General features: G+C 36.4%; 18 protein-coding genes. 8 read left to right on the top strand and 10 right to left on the bottom strand.

Translation table 11 applies throughout. The features are described from left to right. Positions 1–153 precede the first annotated feature (153 nt). Positions 154–1,176, top strand: a complete 1,023-nt coding sequence (locus M902_RS13795; RefSeq protein ID WP_021268245.1) for a hypothetical protein — start codon at positions 154–156, stop codon at positions 1,174–1,176. 335 nt (positions 1,177–1,511) lie between these two features. Then, positions 1,512–2,099, top strand: coding sequence for a histidine kinase dimerization/phospho-acceptor domain-containing protein (locus M902_RS13790; RefSeq protein ID WP_040314865.1), 588 nt, complete (start codon positions 1,512–1,514; stop codon positions 2,097–2,099). A 5-nt stretch (positions 2,100–2,104) separates the two neighbouring features. Here the strand turns inward: M902_RS13790 and M902_RS13785 are convergent, their stop codons facing one another. Continuing rightward, the gene (locus M902_RS13785) at positions 2,105–3,178 is read right to left on the bottom strand and encodes a hypothetical protein (protein WP_021268595.1); all 1,074 of its coding nucleotides are present in this window, start codon (positions 3,176–3,178) and stop codon (positions 2,105–2,107) included. A 110-nt stretch (positions 3,179–3,288) separates the two neighbouring features. After that, positions 3,289–3,714, bottom strand: a complete 426-nt coding sequence (locus M902_RS13780; RefSeq protein WP_021268473.1) for an OsmC family protein — start codon at positions 3,712–3,714, stop codon at positions 3,289–3,291. Positions 3,715–3,934: 220 nt separating this feature from the next. On the opposite strand from M902_RS13780, the gene hemN reads away from it, so the two are divergent. Further along, entirely contained in the window at positions 3,935–5,269 is a 1,335-nt protein-coding gene (gene hemN, locus M902_RS13775) for an oxygen-independent coproporphyrinogen III oxidase (protein ID WP_021268722.1), read from the top strand. Here the strand turns inward: hemN and M902_RS13770 are convergent. Beyond that, complete coding sequence (locus M902_RS13770) at positions 5,264–6,040, bottom strand: ZIP family metal transporter (RefSeq protein WP_021267853.1); 777 nt, start codon at positions 6,038–6,040, stop codon at positions 5,264–5,266. The two genes, hemN and M902_RS13770, sit on opposite strands and share 6 nt — an antisense overlap. A gap of 187 nt (positions 6,041–6,227) precedes the next feature. Between M902_RS13770 and M902_RS13765 the strand changes: the two genes are divergently transcribed. After that, on the top strand, positions 6,228–6,413 hold the full coding sequence (locus M902_RS13765) for a hypothetical protein (RefSeq protein WP_021268045.1): 186 nt from the start codon (positions 6,228–6,230) through the stop codon (positions 6,411–6,413). Between the two features lie 8 nt (positions 6,414–6,421). Here M902_RS13765 and M902_RS13760 read toward each other — a convergent pair whose 3' ends face one another. After that, entirely contained in the window at positions 6,422–7,384 is a 963-nt protein-coding gene (locus tag M902_RS13760; RefSeq protein WP_021267910.1) for an alpha/beta hydrolase fold domain-containing protein, read from the bottom strand. Positions 7,385–7,620: 236 nt separating this feature from the next. Here M902_RS13760 and M902_RS13755 point away from each other — a divergent pair, with 236 nt between their 5' ends. Continuing rightward, entirely contained in the window at positions 7,621–8,145 is a 525-nt protein-coding gene (locus M902_RS13755) for a hypothetical protein (protein ID WP_021268401.1), read from the top strand. Positions 8,146–8,281: 136 nt separating this feature from the next. Here M902_RS13755 and ahpF read toward each other — a convergent pair whose 3' ends face one another. From ahpF to M902_RS13735, 4 genes are all read right to left on the bottom strand, one after another. Next, positions 8,282–9,832 (bottom strand): alkyl hydroperoxide reductase subunit F, encoded by a 1,551-nt coding sequence (gene ahpF / locus M902_RS13750; protein ID WP_021268338.1) that lies wholly within the window; start codon positions 9,830–9,832, stop codon positions 8,282–8,284. Between the two features lie 73 nt (positions 9,833–9,905). Continuing rightward, the gene (ahpC, locus tag M902_RS13745) at positions 9,906–10,472 is read right to left on the bottom strand and encodes an alkyl hydroperoxide reductase subunit C (RefSeq protein WP_021268641.1); all 567 of its coding nucleotides are present in this window, start codon (positions 10,470–10,472) and stop codon (positions 9,906–9,908) included. 170 nt (positions 10,473–10,642) lie between these two features. Then, positions 10,643–11,269, bottom strand: coding sequence for a carbonic anhydrase (locus tag M902_RS13740; protein WP_021268499.1), 627 nt, complete (start codon positions 11,267–11,269; stop codon positions 10,643–10,645). Between the two features lie 57 nt (positions 11,270–11,326). Then, positions 11,327–11,896, bottom strand: coding sequence for a manganese efflux pump (locus M902_RS13735; protein ID WP_021268393.1), 570 nt, complete (start codon positions 11,894–11,896; stop codon positions 11,327–11,329). 84 nt (positions 11,897–11,980) lie between these two features. Here M902_RS13735 and M902_RS13730 point away from each other — a divergent pair, with 84 nt between their 5' ends. Further along, complete coding sequence (locus M902_RS13730; protein ID WP_021268052.1) at positions 11,981–12,967, top strand: hypothetical protein; 987 nt, start codon at positions 11,981–11,983, stop codon at positions 12,965–12,967. Here the strand turns inward: M902_RS13730 and M902_RS13725 are convergent. Beyond that, positions 12,964–13,956 (bottom strand): hypothetical protein, encoded by a 993-nt coding sequence (locus M902_RS13725; protein WP_040314862.1) that lies wholly within the window; start codon positions 13,954–13,956, stop codon positions 12,964–12,966. The two genes, M902_RS13730 and M902_RS13725, sit on opposite strands and share 4 nt — an antisense overlap. Before the next feature lie 179 nt (positions 13,957–14,135). On the opposite strand from M902_RS13725, the gene M902_RS13720 reads away from it, so the two are divergent. Together M902_RS13720 and M902_RS13715 are read left to right on the top strand one after the other, a co-directional pair. After that, a complete protein-coding gene (locus M902_RS13720) occupies positions 14,136–14,915 on the top strand; it encodes a TIGR02147 family protein (protein ID WP_021267801.1) in 780 nt (259 codons plus the stop codon). Between the two features lie 128 nt (positions 14,916–15,043). Further along, the gene (locus tag M902_RS13715) at positions 15,044–15,547 is read left to right on the top strand and encodes a hypothetical protein (RefSeq protein WP_021268742.1); all 504 of its coding nucleotides are present in this window, start codon (positions 15,044–15,046) and stop codon (positions 15,545–15,547) included. Between the two features lie 122 nt (positions 15,548–15,669). Here the strand turns inward: M902_RS13715 and M902_RS13710 are convergent, their stop codons facing one another. Next, positions 15,670–16,263 (bottom strand): class I SAM-dependent methyltransferase, encoded by a 594-nt coding sequence (locus M902_RS13710; protein ID WP_021268612.1) that lies wholly within the window; start codon positions 16,261–16,263, stop codon positions 15,670–15,672. Positions 16,264–16,283 lie beyond the last annotated feature (20 nt).

The following is a 16,283-nucleotide window of genomic DNA, read 5'->3' as shown; positions in this document are numbered from 1 at the left end:
AAAATTGTGATGTACAATTTTACAGTCCACCAAAACTTGTAAAATCAACAATTTAAAAATATTAAACAAGTGATTATTGTGTTTCATATTTAGACGCACTAGAAAATCTTTCAATTAAACAAAATTCCTTCTTTGGAAGTGATATTTATAAATATGAAAAAAATCGCCCCTCTCATTCTCACTTTATTTGCCTTTAATGCCTCAGCAATTGACATCAAGTCGAGACTACTAGACTTTCAACAGATTCAAGAAGAGTTAAAATGTAGTACAGAGTACAAGTACGTTGCCTCAGCTTTTAAAGTAAAACATAGAGAGACTATTAATTGTAGTGATGTAGATTGGGCCGAGAAAGCACTAAGTAAAGTTGCAAATCTTAAACCTGATGCACCAATGGTTAACTTAGAATTACTAACAAGGGATAATGGAGCATCTTTTGATATTGGAGAAACAGTACGCATTCCTCTTCATTTAACATTTACGAATCAATGGGGACAAGTGTTTAATTCTTATGCAATTGGAACCGACGCGATCCTTTACCATGAGTACTCTCATGCCATTTTTGGAAAGAGAATTGGAAAACTATTCTATCCAAAGCTCAAGGCATTAGCAGAAAGACTCTCGCGCTTTAAAATTTATCGTCAAAAGGCATACGCTGAAGGAAACCCGAGAAATGTTGTTGAATACTACACAAAGCAAATCGAGTCCATAGAGGAAAGGGTCAAGACCCATAATGAGCTAGAAAAATATCATCTTTCATCTCCATATAACGAACTCTTTGCTGATCTCATGGCCGTTCTTGTAACAAATAACCGCAATGCCATCTTTAATGCTCTTTACTATGACGAAATGACAGATGAAGCCTATCAGTTAATCAAACTTAGATCTTTTGAGGATCAAAATACAAAGTATGATAACCGCGGACTCTATGAAGAGCACGGTGAGTTGGCCCTAGTTCGCCAATATATAGGAGAAGAAATTCTTCCAAAAATTTTTAAAAATAAAAATGAAGAAGAACTAAAAAAAGAATTAATAAAAATTGTCCTAGACTCAATTGAGGCCCAAATGGACGAGAGGATTAGAAAGAACGCTTTTAAAATCTCCCCTATGCATAGCAACACTTCTCTAATTGAGGAAATAAAGCAACGCTACCTCAGAAAAACAAACTTTATTGACTGAGTAAAAGATAAAACCTAATATTAATTGAGAGCGACTGAGTAAAACAGAGGTGGATCATAATCGTCGATTTATTCAAATACTTTTATCCAAATTCTGTAAATGATGAAAATGAACTTGTAGCTATTGATAAACGTTACGAGGCTCGCTTAATCGCGTTCACTCTTATTTCTATCGTTTTAATTTTTATTATAATGGTTGGAGTGTTCTCTTATAACGTCGGAGTATTTAGTAAGTACAATGCTCCCTTTCTCCTTTTTATTCCTATTGCGGCATATTCCCTCTTCTTTTACAAAAAGTACGACAATACTCTTCTCTTTAGAATATTAATCTTAAGCATGAGCTACGTTATACTAAACTTAAGGGCCTTTGAGCTACAATCTCATGCAATTGTACTAGTACCATGGATGCTTGTGGTCTTTTCTCTAATTTCTTACACCGTTTCTTTTCGAGTTGCCTTTGTGGGAATACTTCTTAACTCCGTTGCCATCATTTATAACTCTTATACAGGAGATAGCTTTTCGGGAATATTAGATAAAGAGCTCCAAGTGATTATTAATCAAGGAATACCAATTTGTCTTTTTTCATTAGTAGTCTATTACAAGCATATAGTTGATCGCGAAAAATCAAAAGAACTTAAACGATTTCAAAAAAGAGATGCCATTTCAAAGATGATTATCACCTTATCTCATGAGATTAATAACCCTCTTACTGTTTCAAAATTATGCTTAAGTAGATTAAAGAGAGGTTTTGATAACGAAACGTTAAATCGCTGTGAAAAGAATCTTGATCGCATTTCCAAGATTACTCACATTATTAAAGATATTCATGACTTTAAAGAGGTCGATTACGGGACAAATAGCAAGATGTACGACCTTTACGAGGCCATAAAGAGCCACGAAAGGTCAATCGATGACATCCTTTAATTATCTTAGTTCTCAAGAATTGAAGTCAGATATAATAAGTCATAATAAGAGGCCAAGAATAGATCAGGATCCCTATCCGCAAGTCCCTTATAGTAATCGAGGGTTTCTTCTCTTCCATCCTTGAAGTATTTTACAAAACCTTGGAAACTTCGTGAATTTATCGAATGATGTTCAACAATAGTTGCCGACAACTTCAGGGTTTCATCAAGATCGTATTTTAAAACATCCTTATCGAAATTTTCAATTTCTCTTTGTGCTGCAATAAGAACAGGTGAAAGAAAATAGACTCCTCCCCCTTGCTTTACAACTTCACCGGCATATGGGCTAACTTTATCACTTGCGAGATAAGGCCCCATATACTTACTATAAGTCTTTCTTAGAAGCGCCCTATTGATTCCTATGCGCTTTAATCCTTTCTTTTGTGCCATAAGAAATAAGGCGTTCACCTCAGCAAATGATTCAGATTGATGAATTCCATGACCACTAGCTGACCCTTGATAATTCTCAGGAAGATAAATATCATCCAAGCAATGCGATAATTCGTGGTAGAGAGAATAGTAGTGCAATTCCTCTAATGAAAACTTTTTTTCAAATTGTGAAAAGTCAAAGTTCTTATACACATCAACTTCATCACTATGGCCGAGAACCCTTCTTACTTCGCTTGGCAGATCATTCATAACTCCATTAGGAAGAACTGCACAAAACTTAAATTCACGACTCCAGCCACCTTTCATGAAAGGGAGGGCCGAGGCTGAACCATTTAAAATACCAAAATATGGAATAAGATTTATCGCCTCATTTCTTTCTAAGACGATATTAAATTTTTGAAGCATATACTCGCTTAAAAGCTTAACCTGCTCTTCTTCACTATGACCTTTGAGCAAAGGAACCACTTCACTCTTATCAAAGATTACAATTGGGTAGTCTTTCACATTCCCATATTCAGCATTTAGGACTTTTATTTCTGACGATAAGTCAGTTGCTAAACTTGTGGCTAGAGCACTCGAGCTCATCAAGCAAGAGAGTATGATTAAATCGAATAATTTCTTCATTAGTTGGCCTTGATAAATTTTTTCCATTTAACCATATTCAAGCTAATAAATGAGGTTAAACAGTGGTTTTTACAAGGCCGTCGATAAAGTAGACATTCTATAAGTGGGGTGTTTCCCCACTTATAGATGAGGTGTAACTAGGCTACTTTAATTTTAGGATTTAGCGTGAATTTACAATTCATTGAATTTGTAACCAGGCATTTGTGTTGAGTCTCTTCTAATAATTTTAGATAGTCCTCAACATTCTCCTTACCATGGACAACTAGACTTGGTTGAATCTCTACCGTTGTGAAAGTGAGTTTTCCATCCTTTCTTTCTAGCTTAGCATCTGCTTTAACATCAAGTGTTTCCCAATCCATTTTTCTTGCTTGGGCCAACGCCTTGAAGCTGAGTAAGTAGCAACTTGATATACTAGCTGAGAATAGATCTTCTGGAGACCACTCTCCTTCTGGCCCTTTAAACTCGGGAGGTGCCGTCGCTGCCAAATTCTGCTTACCTTTAGAAGAGATTTTCATTCTTCCATCATTTCTTTCGCCGTGGGTGTTGGTACTATAGATACTCATATATACTCCAATGTTCTCGTTATTTTGCTATCTTAAGGGTTTTTATAGTACAGCAGCTTTAAAGAAATCCTTATTTTTGTTTAATAACTAAAACAAGGCCATAATCTTTAAAGCTTGAAGAACACAAAACACATTCAACTTGCAATTCAAGTAAAAACCTAAGCTACATCATCTTTTTTTTGCTCCAATTCTTCTAAGATTGCCCTTAGGAGATAAAAAGATGATTAAAGACAGTCTTGTTCAAAAATATAATGTACCAGTACCTCGCTACACTAGTTATCCAGCTGTTCCCTATTGGACGGGGGCACCATCACAAGAGATGTGGTTTGAGCACCTTAATGAAGGTTATGATAAAGCTCAAGGTATTGAACTATATATCCACGTCCCGTTTTGTGAAAAACTTTGTTACTACTGCGGTTGTCACCGAGTTATTTCAAAAAATAAAAATCGTGGAATTGAATATATTGATTTCTTACTAAGAGAGTGGGATCTTTATCTCGAACAGATGGGAGATATTAAGATTTCATCAATTCACCTTGGAGGAGGAACTCCTAATTTTTTAAACGAAGAGGCATTTTCAACTCTTTTAGATAAGCTAAGGGAATCAATTGATTCTAAAGATTTTAAAGGATCGATTGAAATTGATCCTCGTACTTGTTCAAAGTCACAATTAGACCTTTATAAAAAATTGGGTTTCAGCCGCCTATCGATGGGAATTCAAGATTTTGATCCTACTGTTCAAGAAGCAATCGGCCGCATACAACCCTTCGACAAGGTAAAAGAGCTTGTGGACTATTGCCGAGAAATTGGCATTAATGATATCAATTTTGATTTAATCTATGGCCTACCTTATCAAACATTAAAATCAGTTGAAGAAACAATTGAGAAAGTTTTTTCACTTGGCCCACAGCAGATTGCTTTTTATAGCTATGCTCACCTTCCGTCAAAAATAAAAAATCAAAAACTGATTCCAGAAGAAGCTCTACCTGAAGGTGCCGTAAAAAGAGCATTATACGAACACGGAAAGAAGTTACTTGAAAACCATTCATATAAAGAAATTGGACTCGATCACTTTGCAAAGTCGAATTCGCAACTCTACCAAGCAAAACAAGAAGGAAAACTTAGAAGAAATTTTATGGGGCACACTCATAAGAGCTCTCCGATAATTATCGGTCTCGGTTGCTCTTCAATTTCATCATCTGCTAAGAGCTTTGTACAAAATGAAAAGGATGTTAAGGCCTATTATGAATCAATTAGTAATAGGAAGCTTGCTATTACAACTGGTCATATTCACTCTCAAGAAGATATGGCCGTTGAAGAAATCCTACAAAACTTCTTTGCAACAAATAGTGTTTCAAATAAAGCATGGCAGGGCCTAAAGAATGCTTCTCTTATTAGACATAAGATTTGTGAGCTTGAAGAAGATGGCCTTATTACAAGTAGTGATAAGATTATTGTCACAGAAGAAGGCAGGCCATTTATGAGAAATATTGCGAGTATTTTCGACCACCATTTAATGAAGGCAAAACAAAATAGTGGATCACGTTCTCTATAGGTAAAAATCGATTGCAAGCATTGTCATCACACCAATAATTACACCAAGAGTTGCATTTCTCTCATGCCCTTGCCTAAATAGTTCAGGAAGCATCTCTTGGCAAATTACAAATAACATTGTTCCTGCTGCAAAACCTAGTGCAAGAGGAAGACTTTGTGAAGATACACTTGTTGCCAAATATCCGAAACCTGCAGCAATTGGTTCAACAAGGCCAGAAAGTAAGGCCATAAAAAAAGCACGATTCCTAGTTGCACCTTCATTTAAAATTCCAAAAGCAACTACGAGGCCTTCGGGAATATTTTGTAAAGCAATAGCAATAGCAAGGGCCATCCCACCGGTATGGTTTCCACCACCAAAGCCCACTCCAACAGCAAGCCCCTCTGGTATATTATGAAGCGCAATGGCCATAGTGATTAACATAACCCGACTTAGTTTTTTCTCATGGCCACCAAGCTCCATATCACTTTTCTTATTTAGATGCTTATGGGGAATAAAATCATGAATAAAAATGATAAAAACATAGCCTAAAAATAGACTCAGAAGAAATAGTGGCATGGCCAATGTTGCAGAATAAAGATTTCTGGCCTCTTGCATACCAGGAATAATTAGAGAAACAAAGGATGCAACTAGCATGATTCCGGCACTGAAGCCCATTGCAATATCAAGCATCTCCTTTGAGTAGTGTCTTTTTAAATAAATTGGTAATGCACCTAAACCAGTAGCAAAACCAGCAATTAAAACACCGGAAATGGCCATATAATTTGCACTCATAAACTCTCCTTTCCCCTCTCTTTAAGGAGAATATATTTATTTTACGGAAATTCTACGCCAGATAACATTCGATTGAACTAAAGATTTGATAGCTATAAACTATCAAACATAACGCCTTGATAATTTGCATATTTTTCCAATCTAATAGATAATTTAAGTCACACAACACACAATATAGGGAGAATACATGAGTCAATTGACGCCACAACAAAAAGAAGAACTACTTGCTGAAATCACACTTCTAGAAGGGCAACTTACTGGAAATATGATGGAAGATATGGATATTCGTGGCAGAATTCACAATATAAAAATGAAACTTGATGGCGTAAAACCACCTGAGAGCTTTATCGACTGCATCGGTTGTGGTTCATAGAGAAATCTTCAACGATCAAATTCACTCTTTAGTAAAAAGATAATCTGATTAATAGCAAATCTAGACTCCCTAAGATGAGGCATCTCTATAAATCCATGCATCATCTTGGGGTATTCAAAGTAGCGATAAGGCCGACTTTCTTCCTTCAAACGGTTTTTTAATTCCTTTGCATCAGGATGTAGAATATCGTGAGTTCCTGTAAAGATATTAATCTCAGGGAGATCATCTAGCTCTCCTCTTAATGGACTTATTCGGTAATCATCTTCAGGTAAGTCATCTGCAAATATTTGCCCTAATTCTCTAATCCCTTTACGATCTAAGATCATTTCATGTTCATCAAAATTTTCAATTTCAGGATTACTCATGCTGATATCAAGCCAAGGTGATAAAAGTATAATTGAAGAAGGAAGTGGATATTTTTCGTTTCTTATTTGTTCACAAAGAGCAAGAGCAAGACAGCCTCCTGCTGCATCTCCCATAACAATAATATTTTCAGCACCAACTCTTTGCGCTGTTTTTTCAAAAGATTCTCTTATCATCGAAAGAGCATCTAAAACGCTTCCATGAGGAACCAAGGGATAGTCTGGAACAATAATTTCGATATCTATATTTCGCATCAACTGTGTAAGCAAGTGGAATTGGCCAACATTCATATTATAGATAAATGCTCCTCCGTGAATATAGAAAACTGTTTTTGCACACTCCTTACCTATAGGCCTAAATTGGAAGAGGTTGCGATCTTTTATCTGCATACAATGAATATCAAATTCATGATAGAAAGCACGAGGTATACTCGTTTCATTTGGAATGGGATCTTCTTTCTTCTTTTCAACAATCTTAGAAAAGATCTTTCTAAGTTGTAGAATTCTAAGACTTCCCTTTGAAACGAATGAGCCAAAGCTTTCCTCACCTTTGTAACGAAATTCAGTCTCAATTGGATAGCGATCTTTTTTTAGTCCTTTATTTCCCATAGAACTTATATCGGAGCTCTGTATACTGGGCCACAGAAAAGAATGGCCAAATTCTTTTTAACCGCCCCTTAAGACTCGACGCAGCACTACTCATAGAACTCCACAAAACACAAATATTTCAAAAATATTGTCCTAAAACTAAGTAAATTGTATCTAGTGTCACAACTTACAAAACACAATGTTTTGTCAATTTAAACCCGCTGTACTATGTAGAGTAGTAACTTAGGAGCATATCTATGAAAACTTTATCGCTAGTTGTTTTATCAATGTTAATTCCTACTTTTGCCAACGCAAATACTCCAAAACTAAAGAGCTACTTTAATGATCTAAGAAATGACTACAAGCTCTTCAAAGACTGTAACCTCTATGACATTTATGATAATCAGGACATTAATACAGGAAATGATGCCTATAAGTGCTACGAGTTTAAGGTGACAAAGATAACATTTAAGGTTGCTGAGATCATCGGTGGAGAATTTGAGCTTATTAATATCCATGATGACACAAACTTTGATATGAAGTTTACTTTGGCAAAGGCACTTCGCTCAAAGGACTATATGGGCGGACGCTACACTTCACCAGATGGTGAATACGGAACATCAACAGGTTTTAAAAATGCATATAAGGTTGGAAACCTCTATCTTTTTCAATACGAAACAGTTGGTGGAGAATGGGATAATATGCACATAACAACGAAGTACTTTCTACTTAATAAAGCAGGTGAACTACTTGGAAGATATGCCGTTAGTGCTTCAATCTAACAAGAGCTATATCCTGGCCTGTAAAAACGAATGTACTAAAATTTGAATTAAAAAAGCCCCTCACGTATGAGTAGAAGATGAGGGGCCCCCTAGGTTAAACTAGATTATTTATGTAACGCAGAGAGAGTTGTTGCGCTTACACAAGCATTAAATCTTCAAAGGCAGTGAGACCAGCTTTGGCCCCTTCTCCCATTGCTATAATAATCTGCTTATACGGAACAATTGTTACATCTCCAGCAGCATAAACACCTTTCTGATTTGTGCGACACTTATCAGTTACAATGATTTCTCCAAACTTATTTTTTTCAACTAGATCCCCTAGGAATTCACTATTTGGCACAAGTCCAATTTGAACAAAGACGCCATCTAGGTCGACTTTCTTCATCTCACCAGTTGCACGATCCTCGTACTCAAGACCGATAACTTTTTCGCCGTCACCAACAACCTTATCCGTACGTGCATTTTTAACGATTGTTACATTCGGTAGAGACTCAAGCTTCTTAACAAGAACAGAGTCTGCTTTAAGTTCTGGTGCAAACTCAAAGAGTGTCACTGACTTTACAATACCGGCAAGGTCAATGGCCGCTTCAACACCAGAGTTTCCTCCACCAACAACACTTATATCTTTGCCTTTATAATAAGGGCCATCACAGTGAGGACAATAAGCAACACCACGACCGACATACTCTTTCTCACCGTCAACACCAAGCTCACGCCACTTTGCACCTGTTGCAATGATGAGGGCCTTTGTTTGAACAGTTTCTCCACTATTTAAAAATAAAGTTTTAACATCACCGTTTTCAATATTTTCAACACGACGATGTTCAAGGCTCTTAATATCATATTCATCCATATGCTTATTAAGGGCCGCAGATAAATGCGGACCTTCCGTATATGGAATTGAGATGAAATTTTCGATGCCTTTGGTATCTTGCATTTGACCACCAATACGATCAGTGATCACGGCAGTCTTAAGTCCCTTACGTGCTGAGTAGATCGCTGACGAAACACCAGCAGGGCCTCCTCCAATAACAATAACATCATATAGACCTAGGTCTTTTGCTTCGCCAGAAGACTGTGTCTCTTCTTTTCCAAAGCGTGCTTCTAGCTTTTCTAATAAATCAACAAGTGAAGACTTTCCAGAGTGAACTAATTCATCTCCATCAATCACACTTGGGACTCCCTGAATCTTAAGTCTAGAAATTTCATCCTGCTCAAACTCTCCATCAATCATTTCGTGAGTGAAGTCCTCATTGAAGATGGACATTAGATTAAGTGCTTGGACAATATCTGGGCAATTCTCACAAGAAAGAGAAATATATGTCTTAAGGTTTATCTCACCTTTTAATGCTTTAATTCGGTTAATAATCATCTCATCAGGAAGTTTTCCTTTAAGATCACTATTTAGGATAGCAAGAATAAGTGATGTAAATTCATGACCTCCTGGAATACCAGAAAACTTGATTCCATTTGCCTTGCCATTCACATGAATTTCAAAATGTGGGTAATCGTAATTTTGGCCGCTAGACTTTGCCACAATCTTTGGAGAAGTAGTCGCGATACTCTCAATCATCTCAACAAGCTCTTGTTGTTTAGTATGACTTGATTCATTGTAAACAAGCCCAATCTCACTCTCCAGTTGAGCGTAGACAGACTTTAATTGTTCAATGATTCCACTATCTAACATAATTACTCCAATAAAATTCTAGGACAGGCCCAAGCAATAAAGCTCGGGCCCAAAATATCGTTGAGGATAAATCTTAGATTTTTCCTACAAGGTCTAAACCTGGCTTAAGTGTTTCGGCCCCTGGCTTCCACTTAGCTGGACATACTTCATTTGGATTTTCAGCGATGAACTGAGCAGCTTGAACTTTTCTCATTAGCTCATCAGCATTACGACCAATTCCATTGTCTTGAACTTCAGCAAGCTTGATTTCTCCAGCAGGGTTAATTAAGAATGTCCCTCTATAAGCAAGGCCTTCTTCTTCAATATGAACACCAAATGCTCTAGTTAGTTGACCAGTTGGGTCTGCAAGCATTGGGTACTTGATTTTCTTGATAGTATCTGAAGTGTCATGCCATGCTTTGTGTGTGAAGTGAGTATCTGTTGATACAGAGTAAACTTCGACACCCATTTTTTGGAATTCTTCATACTTATCTGCCATGTCTCCAAGCTCAGTTGGGCATACGAATGTAAAGTCTGCTGGATAGAAGAAAAGGATTGACCATTTACCTTCTAGATCATTAGCAGTAACTGTTTTGAAGTCTTCATTGTGGTAAGCTTGTACACTGAAGTCTTGTACTTTTGTGTTGATTAAAGTTTGCACTATTCATCTCCTTTAGAAGTTTTAATAAGTGATATTCTACTTATAAGATTCTTCCATCAGAGGTGATTTTTATCTAATATTTATTATCTAATGCCTGATAGATGCCACCTATGACACCGCAAGGCATCATAGGTGTATATACGATTACTATTATTGAAATATTAATTTATTTAATCGAGGTGGTAGATTTCCATGATATTTTCTAGAGTTTTTTCAAAGTCAATCTTGAGATCTTTAAGCTCCCCTGTGTGAACATCAAAGACCCAGCCATAAACTTTTAGGCCTCTTTCACGGTTTGCTTTTTGTACGGCAGCTGTCTTAATTGCATTAATACATTGCTCTTGAACATTTAGCTCAACTAGACGCTCATAGCGCTTATCTTCATCTTCAATTGCATTAAGTTCTGTCTTGTGAGTACGATACACATCGCGAATATTTCTAAGCCATGGGTTTAAAATTCCAAGGTCTTGGCTTTCCATTGCGGCCTTTACACCACCACACCCGTAGTGCCCACAAACGATAATATGATCGACTTTTAAGTGATCAACTGCGTAGTTTAGAACACTCATTACATTAAGGTCGATACTGATAACCATATTGGCGATATTTCTGTGAACGAAGATCTCACCTGGTCCGGCACCCATTACTTCTTCGGCCGTAACACGAGAGTCTGAGCATCCGATATAAAGAAAATTAGGGTTTTGTCCTGCCCCTAGTTTATCGAAGTATTTTTCATCTTGGTCTAACTTAGATTGAACCCATTCTTTGTTATTTTCAAAAATTTTTTTGATATCCATTAATTTCACCTATGTTATTTTTTGCAAAATCATAAGTGAATAAATTGAATTTGCCAATTATAGGCCTTCGAGTAGGAATTTCACTGCAAGGCTTTGTAAAATAATCGCGGCAATGATGCTAAAAACAGGTCCTAACTTATCAGAAGCACGTTTAGCAATGCTCATCCCCACTATTGTCGAACAAAATGCCCAAACTCCAATCGAAGTAATGTATGGAGTCAGCATTTTACCCGATGCACCAATTGTCACCCCAACTGCAAATGCGTCAAGGCTTGTGGCAAATGAAACCAGGATTACTTTTAATAAGCTATGAAATTGCTTTGGCCTCTCTTCTTCATCATGATTCTTTCCACTAAGCTCTTCATAACCCTCATAGGCCATATGAATAGCAACAGCTGTTAAGAGACCAAATGAAATCCAATGATCAATATAATCAAATTGTGCAATAACTTTCGCGCCGGCAATTGCACCTAAGAAAGCAACCAGTGCTTCAGCTCCCCCCGATGAGAATGCAAATTTCAGAGTATCGCTAAATTTATGAGGTCTGGCCCCCATGGCAACAGCGGCCGAGAAAGAATCGGCACATAGAACTAAGCCAATAACTATAACTTCAAAATAATTAATCATAAAGCCTTTATAATACGTAGACCAATTACAGGCAATTATTAAAAAACTATTCGATTTGTTGAATATTTACTATTGTCTCTACAGATGAAAATAATAATAGCACTGCTTATCTCAACATTCTCATTCGCAACAAATTCATTTGTTGATGAAGTTGATACTTACTTTCAAAGTAATGAATTAACTAAAGTACGAAATCAATCTGAGTTTCAAATCGATAAGTGTCACCTTCAACTAGAGAATCAAAATACTTTTGGTGAATCACTCCAATACTTTATTAATGAGCTAGCATCAAAGAGGTCGACATTTATTCATGTTAGCACTATTTATAAAATGCCAGTTAGAATGGAAGATCAAGAAAAGGTCGGTCTATTTAGCCACCCATTATGTTCCGTGACAAAAGAATCTCTTTCAAAGACGATTAAGAATATGCCAGATGAGATGACGATTGAATTGGCCAATCGTTTTGCTCGTGAACATAATGAATATCGAGCACAGGACAATCACGAAGAACTTCAACAGCTATGGGGAAAGTTCTTTGGGTGTTTAGCATACACAGAAAGCTTAACAACAGCAGACTTAGCGGTAAGTGAGAAACTCGCAAAGAAGTATGCTCCAAGAAATTACAAAAGACCTCAAGGGGTAAAATTCTATTACGATAAATGGCAGCCAAAAGTGAGTCGATTAAATATTGGCCTCTATCAATTCACGCCAAACTATGGTGGAAATATAAAACCTTGTGTAGATTCATGGAATCATTATTATTCAAATGAAAGTTGTCAGATAACGAATAAAAAGAAAGATGCATTGATTAAAGGTTTCGGCTCTACTGCCCAACATTTCAATGCTTATTGTGGAGTTCATAAAGTCATTGAAGCATTTTCCGTACAATTAAATACTTCAGAAAAAAGATTCACTCATCCACAAAATCAAGAAGGTGGAAAACTTGAGAGCTCAAGTGACAGATGTGTTACCCCTCACTTCTATGCAGGATGGTCATACAATCACTTTGGGCCACTACAGAACTCGACAAAGAATAATCTAAAAAAGCTTATGTCTTGTCTCTATAATTAAACACCGGTACAGCTTATAACAAGCTTACCTTTATCAAACTCAATTGACTTACGCCCTTCTACAGCTCCATCAAAAACGATAACTTCAGGAAGAATTGGTTCCACTTCAAATTTAGGCATTACTGAGTTTGCAAAAGGCTTTCCTTCTCTTAATTCAATGCGAAGGTACCCAGTTGAGATGACATAAGAGATCATATAATTGAAATGATTTCCCATCATCAGAGGAACTCCTCCAGAGAGAATGCTATGCTTTACACCAGAAGCGGCACCTGAATGGAGACGGTTTAACTGATCAATATATGAGAAAGAACAAGATACATTATTAAAAGATGATTGCTCTTTTGCATCGACAACGAGAAGAGAGCTTAAATTATAAGTTCCTTCTTCATGCCCTAATAAGCCTAAGTATTCATGAAAAACAATCTTTAACTTTTCATGATCAGTAAGAGACTCCCAACGCTGTTGATTAACGTGAATTTCTAAGGTCTCAGGAAAATTCTTTGCAACAAAGCCACGCTCATTACGACAACGGTAATCACCGACCCTTGAGCAAAGTTTATAATTTACAGAGAAGACTGCTGTCTTTTCAACAATTAAATCCAATAGATCAAGATTGATATCATCAAAGATACTATGCTTTGAGAAAAGAAGTGCCTGTTGCCCTTCAATTTGATCACGAAGCTTCGCTCCAATTTCAAAGAATTCAGCTGCGATATCATCACCACCATTTCCTTCTCTGCCAAGGCGTAATGCCTGATCAAGAATATTTTCGTCAATATTAAAATCTTCTGGACGATCTTTTAAAATCTCTAAAACTTGAATTCTTTCTTCGATACTTTTCTTTAATAGAAAGCTCTTATTAATCTTTGTTTCTTGTAAATTAATCTCAGGCCTTGCAACCCTTAGACTTGCACGAATTTGATTTACCTTGTCGTTTGCTGAAGCAGAAAGCATCTGAGTTAGAAGAATCGATAAAATAATAAGTTTCATTTTCATAAGCTAAAACATATCGGCCAACTAAGAGATTTTAGGCCCTTATGTAAAATATCTCCATGGTGTCCATATCTTAAGCAGACGCCAAGTTACTGATTTCAGGGACTTTTATTATCGAATTTGTGACGATAACTTTATCTGGAACTTCCTTCAAAGATGCCTCATACTTATAGCTAATGGATTATTTAGATTTACTCACAAATATACTTGAAAAAAAGAAAGCAAAGAATAAGCGCTTTTCGATGCGATCTTTTGCTAATTACCTCGATATGGACCCAGGTCTTCTTTCTAAATACTTGAATGGTAAACGTGAAATTCCGGATGCCTTCATCGAATCAAGAGCGCAACTCTTAGGGATTACAGATGAAGAGCTTTCCAAGATAAAAAAAGAAGTAAGATCTAAAGAGGTTATAAAGTCATTTCGTCTTAAAAATCCAAAAGAAGAATATACTCGTGTCGATATGATTCACCAAGAAGTCATAAAGAATTGGCAGTATTACGCTATCCTAGAGCTAATGAAAGTTAAAGGCTTCGATCCAACAGCAAAGTGGATTGCGGAAGAACTCCACACGACAGAAGACTATGCACAAAGCCTAATTGATGACCTTGTTGAAGCAAAGTTATTAGAAATTCGTGAGGATGGTGATTGGCTCGATCTTACGGAAGGAAGCTCTACACATGCTCTTAGTGATGAAGATATCAATATGGCCAATAAAGAATCTCAACGTCGTATTCTTGATCTTGCAAAGCTTGCCATTGACGAAGTCACTCCCGAGTTTCGTGAGCAATCATCAATGATGATGGCAACTAATAAGAAGAAAATTGTTGAGGCAAAGGTGCTGATTAGAGACTTCAGGCGTAAGCTTTGTGATTTTCTAGAAGATACAAATGAATATGATTCAATCTATCAATTAAGTCTTTCACTTTTTCCGCTCAGTGGGAAAAAGAAGAAATAAATCCTTAAAATTATTAAAAGTTGTAGTATTTATATGATGACAATCGAGGGTCAACACATTGGCCCCTGCTCATATTGAGCACAGTCCTCCTTTCGATTACATTGGCAAAAAAACAAAAGGAGAACAATATGAGAACTTTAATTTTAATCGTAACTTTAATCCTATCAATTCAGTCATTTGCTGCTAGAACAATTAAACATGAAACTTGTAATGTAGTGATGGCAAAAGGTCCTTACTACGGAACGTTTGCAAACTATGATATGCCAAAGGATTACTTTGATAAATTTAGAAAAGCATTCGAAAGCAAAGGGTATAATGTTGTCGATCAAATGAGTATTGGAACTTATCTTGATCATCCATATGTTCATCAAAATGCAAATGATCAAAGAGCGATGGCATTTTTCTACCGTGCAACATACCAAATTATAACGGGCGGTTTAAGAGGTGAAAAATCTGATGATCACCTATGCCGTATGAATATAGAGCTTTATAAAAATAATTATAAAGTGATATCTAAGGAAGTAACAACAAGTACAGAAGTAAGCTTATTTAAAAATCAGTACAGAAAATCAATTTGTAATAAAGTATTTAGAAATTTCAAAAAATCGATTCCAAAATGTGAGATCAAATAAGAAAGGGCCTCTAAGGCCCACTTCTAATTAACTGTATTCTTATAGTATTTGATATTACCCTTCATTCCAAAGATTAAATGAGATCAAGATCGTAAACTCCACTACACCTATTTTCATATTACCTACTTATAGAATACTGCTAAGAACTGATTATACTCACGGCCATTTTTTGTACGTGAGTTAATTGTTTCTATCTTCACATTAAGATTCGCTTTGTCTGCCCATGAAACAATTTCTTCATTAGAGAAACCAAAATGCTTCACACCCATCCCCTTAGGATCAGGATGAAAACTTCCATCTTCTGACTCAAGATCGACGATGGCCATCTTTCCACCTTCATTTAACATTCCAGCAAGTTTCAGTGTCATTTTTTCAGGTGAATTAAGATGATGAAAAGTCATCGAACTTATGATTAAATCAAATTTCTCATTGAGTTCTTCATTTTCTAAATCAGTATTGATTGATTTAATATGATCATAGACAGCTGTTTTCTTATCGAAAACTTCGAGCATACCTGTGGAAGTATCCACACCTGTAATACTTTTAGCATCATCAATAAACTCGAGACAAAAAAGGCCTGTTCCACATCCAAAATCAAGAAGGTCGACTTTACTAGAAAGTTTAAGACGATCTCTAGTTTTTTCTGCCAGTGTTTGCATTAAGGAAATTTTATCTTCAGAATCCCAAGTATTGGCCGCATGATTAAAGTGTGACATATTTCTTCTCCATAAATGAA

The sequence above is a fragment of the Bacteriovorax sp. BAL6_X genome, assembly GCF_000443995.1.
Classification (GTDB): Bacteria; Bdellovibrionota; Bacteriovoracia; order Bacteriovoracales; family Bacteriovoracaceae; genus Halobacteriovorax_A.
Note: the sequence above shows the minus strand (reverse complement) of the source record. Positions and strands in the feature narration are given on the sequence as shown.

Excerpts from the sequence above, each read along its gene's own strand:
- M902_RS13720 (WP_021267801.1), top strand. The coding sequence starts at position 14,136 with ATGGATTATTTAGATTTACTCACAAATATACTTGAAAAAAAGAAAGCA.
- M902_RS13710 (WP_021268612.1), bottom strand. The coding sequence starts at position 16,263 with ATGTCACACTTTAATCATGCGGCCAATACTTGGGATTCTGAAGATAAA.
- hemN (WP_021268722.1), top strand. The coding sequence starts at position 3,935 with ATGATTAAAGACAGTCTTGTTCAAAAATATAATGTACCAGTACCTCGC.
- M902_RS13795 (WP_021268245.1), top strand. The coding sequence starts at position 154 with ATGAAAAAAATCGCCCCTCTCATTCTCACTTTATTTGCCTTTAATGCC.
- M902_RS13725 (WP_040314862.1), bottom strand. The coding sequence starts at position 13,956 with ATGAAACTTATTATTTTATCGATTCTTCTAACTCAGATGCTTTCTGCT.
- M902_RS13715 (WP_021268742.1), top strand. The coding sequence starts at position 15,044 with ATGAGAACTTTAATTTTAATCGTAACTTTAATCCTATCAATTCAGTCA.
- M902_RS13790 (WP_040314865.1), top strand. The coding sequence starts at position 1,512 with ATGAGCTACGTTATACTAAACTTAAGGGCCTTTGAGCTACAATCTCAT.
- M902_RS13765 (WP_021268045.1), top strand. The coding sequence starts at position 6,228 with ATGAGTCAATTGACGCCACAACAAAAAGAAGAACTACTTGCTGAAATC.
- M902_RS13740 (WP_021268499.1), bottom strand. The coding sequence starts at position 11,269 with ATGGATATCAAAAAAATTTTTGAAAATAACAAAGAATGGGTTCAATCT.
- M902_RS13780 (WP_021268473.1), bottom strand. The coding sequence starts at position 3,714 with ATGAGTATCTATAGTACCAACACCCACGGCGAAAGAAATGATGGAAGA.
- M902_RS13755 (WP_021268401.1), top strand. The coding sequence starts at position 7,621 with ATGAAAACTTTATCGCTAGTTGTTTTATCAATGTTAATTCCTACTTTT.
- M902_RS13785 (WP_021268595.1), bottom strand. The coding sequence starts at position 3,178 with ATGGAAAAAATTTATCAAGGCCAACTAATGAAGAAATTATTCGATTTA.
- M902_RS13735 (WP_021268393.1), bottom strand. The coding sequence starts at position 11,896 with ATGATTAATTATTTTGAAGTTATAGTTATTGGCTTAGTTCTATGTGCC.
- ahpF (WP_021268338.1), bottom strand. The coding sequence starts at position 9,832 with ATGTTAGATAGTGGAATCATTGAACAATTAAAGTCTGTCTACGCTCAA.
- M902_RS13770 (WP_021267853.1), bottom strand. The coding sequence starts at position 6,040 with ATGAGTGCAAATTATATGGCCATTTCCGGTGTTTTAATTGCTGGTTTT.
- M902_RS13760 (WP_021267910.1), bottom strand. The coding sequence starts at position 7,384 with ATGGGAAATAAAGGACTAAAAAAAGATCGCTATCCAATTGAGACTGAA.
- M902_RS13730 (WP_021268052.1), top strand. The coding sequence starts at position 11,981 with ATGAAAATAATAATAGCACTGCTTATCTCAACATTCTCATTCGCAACA.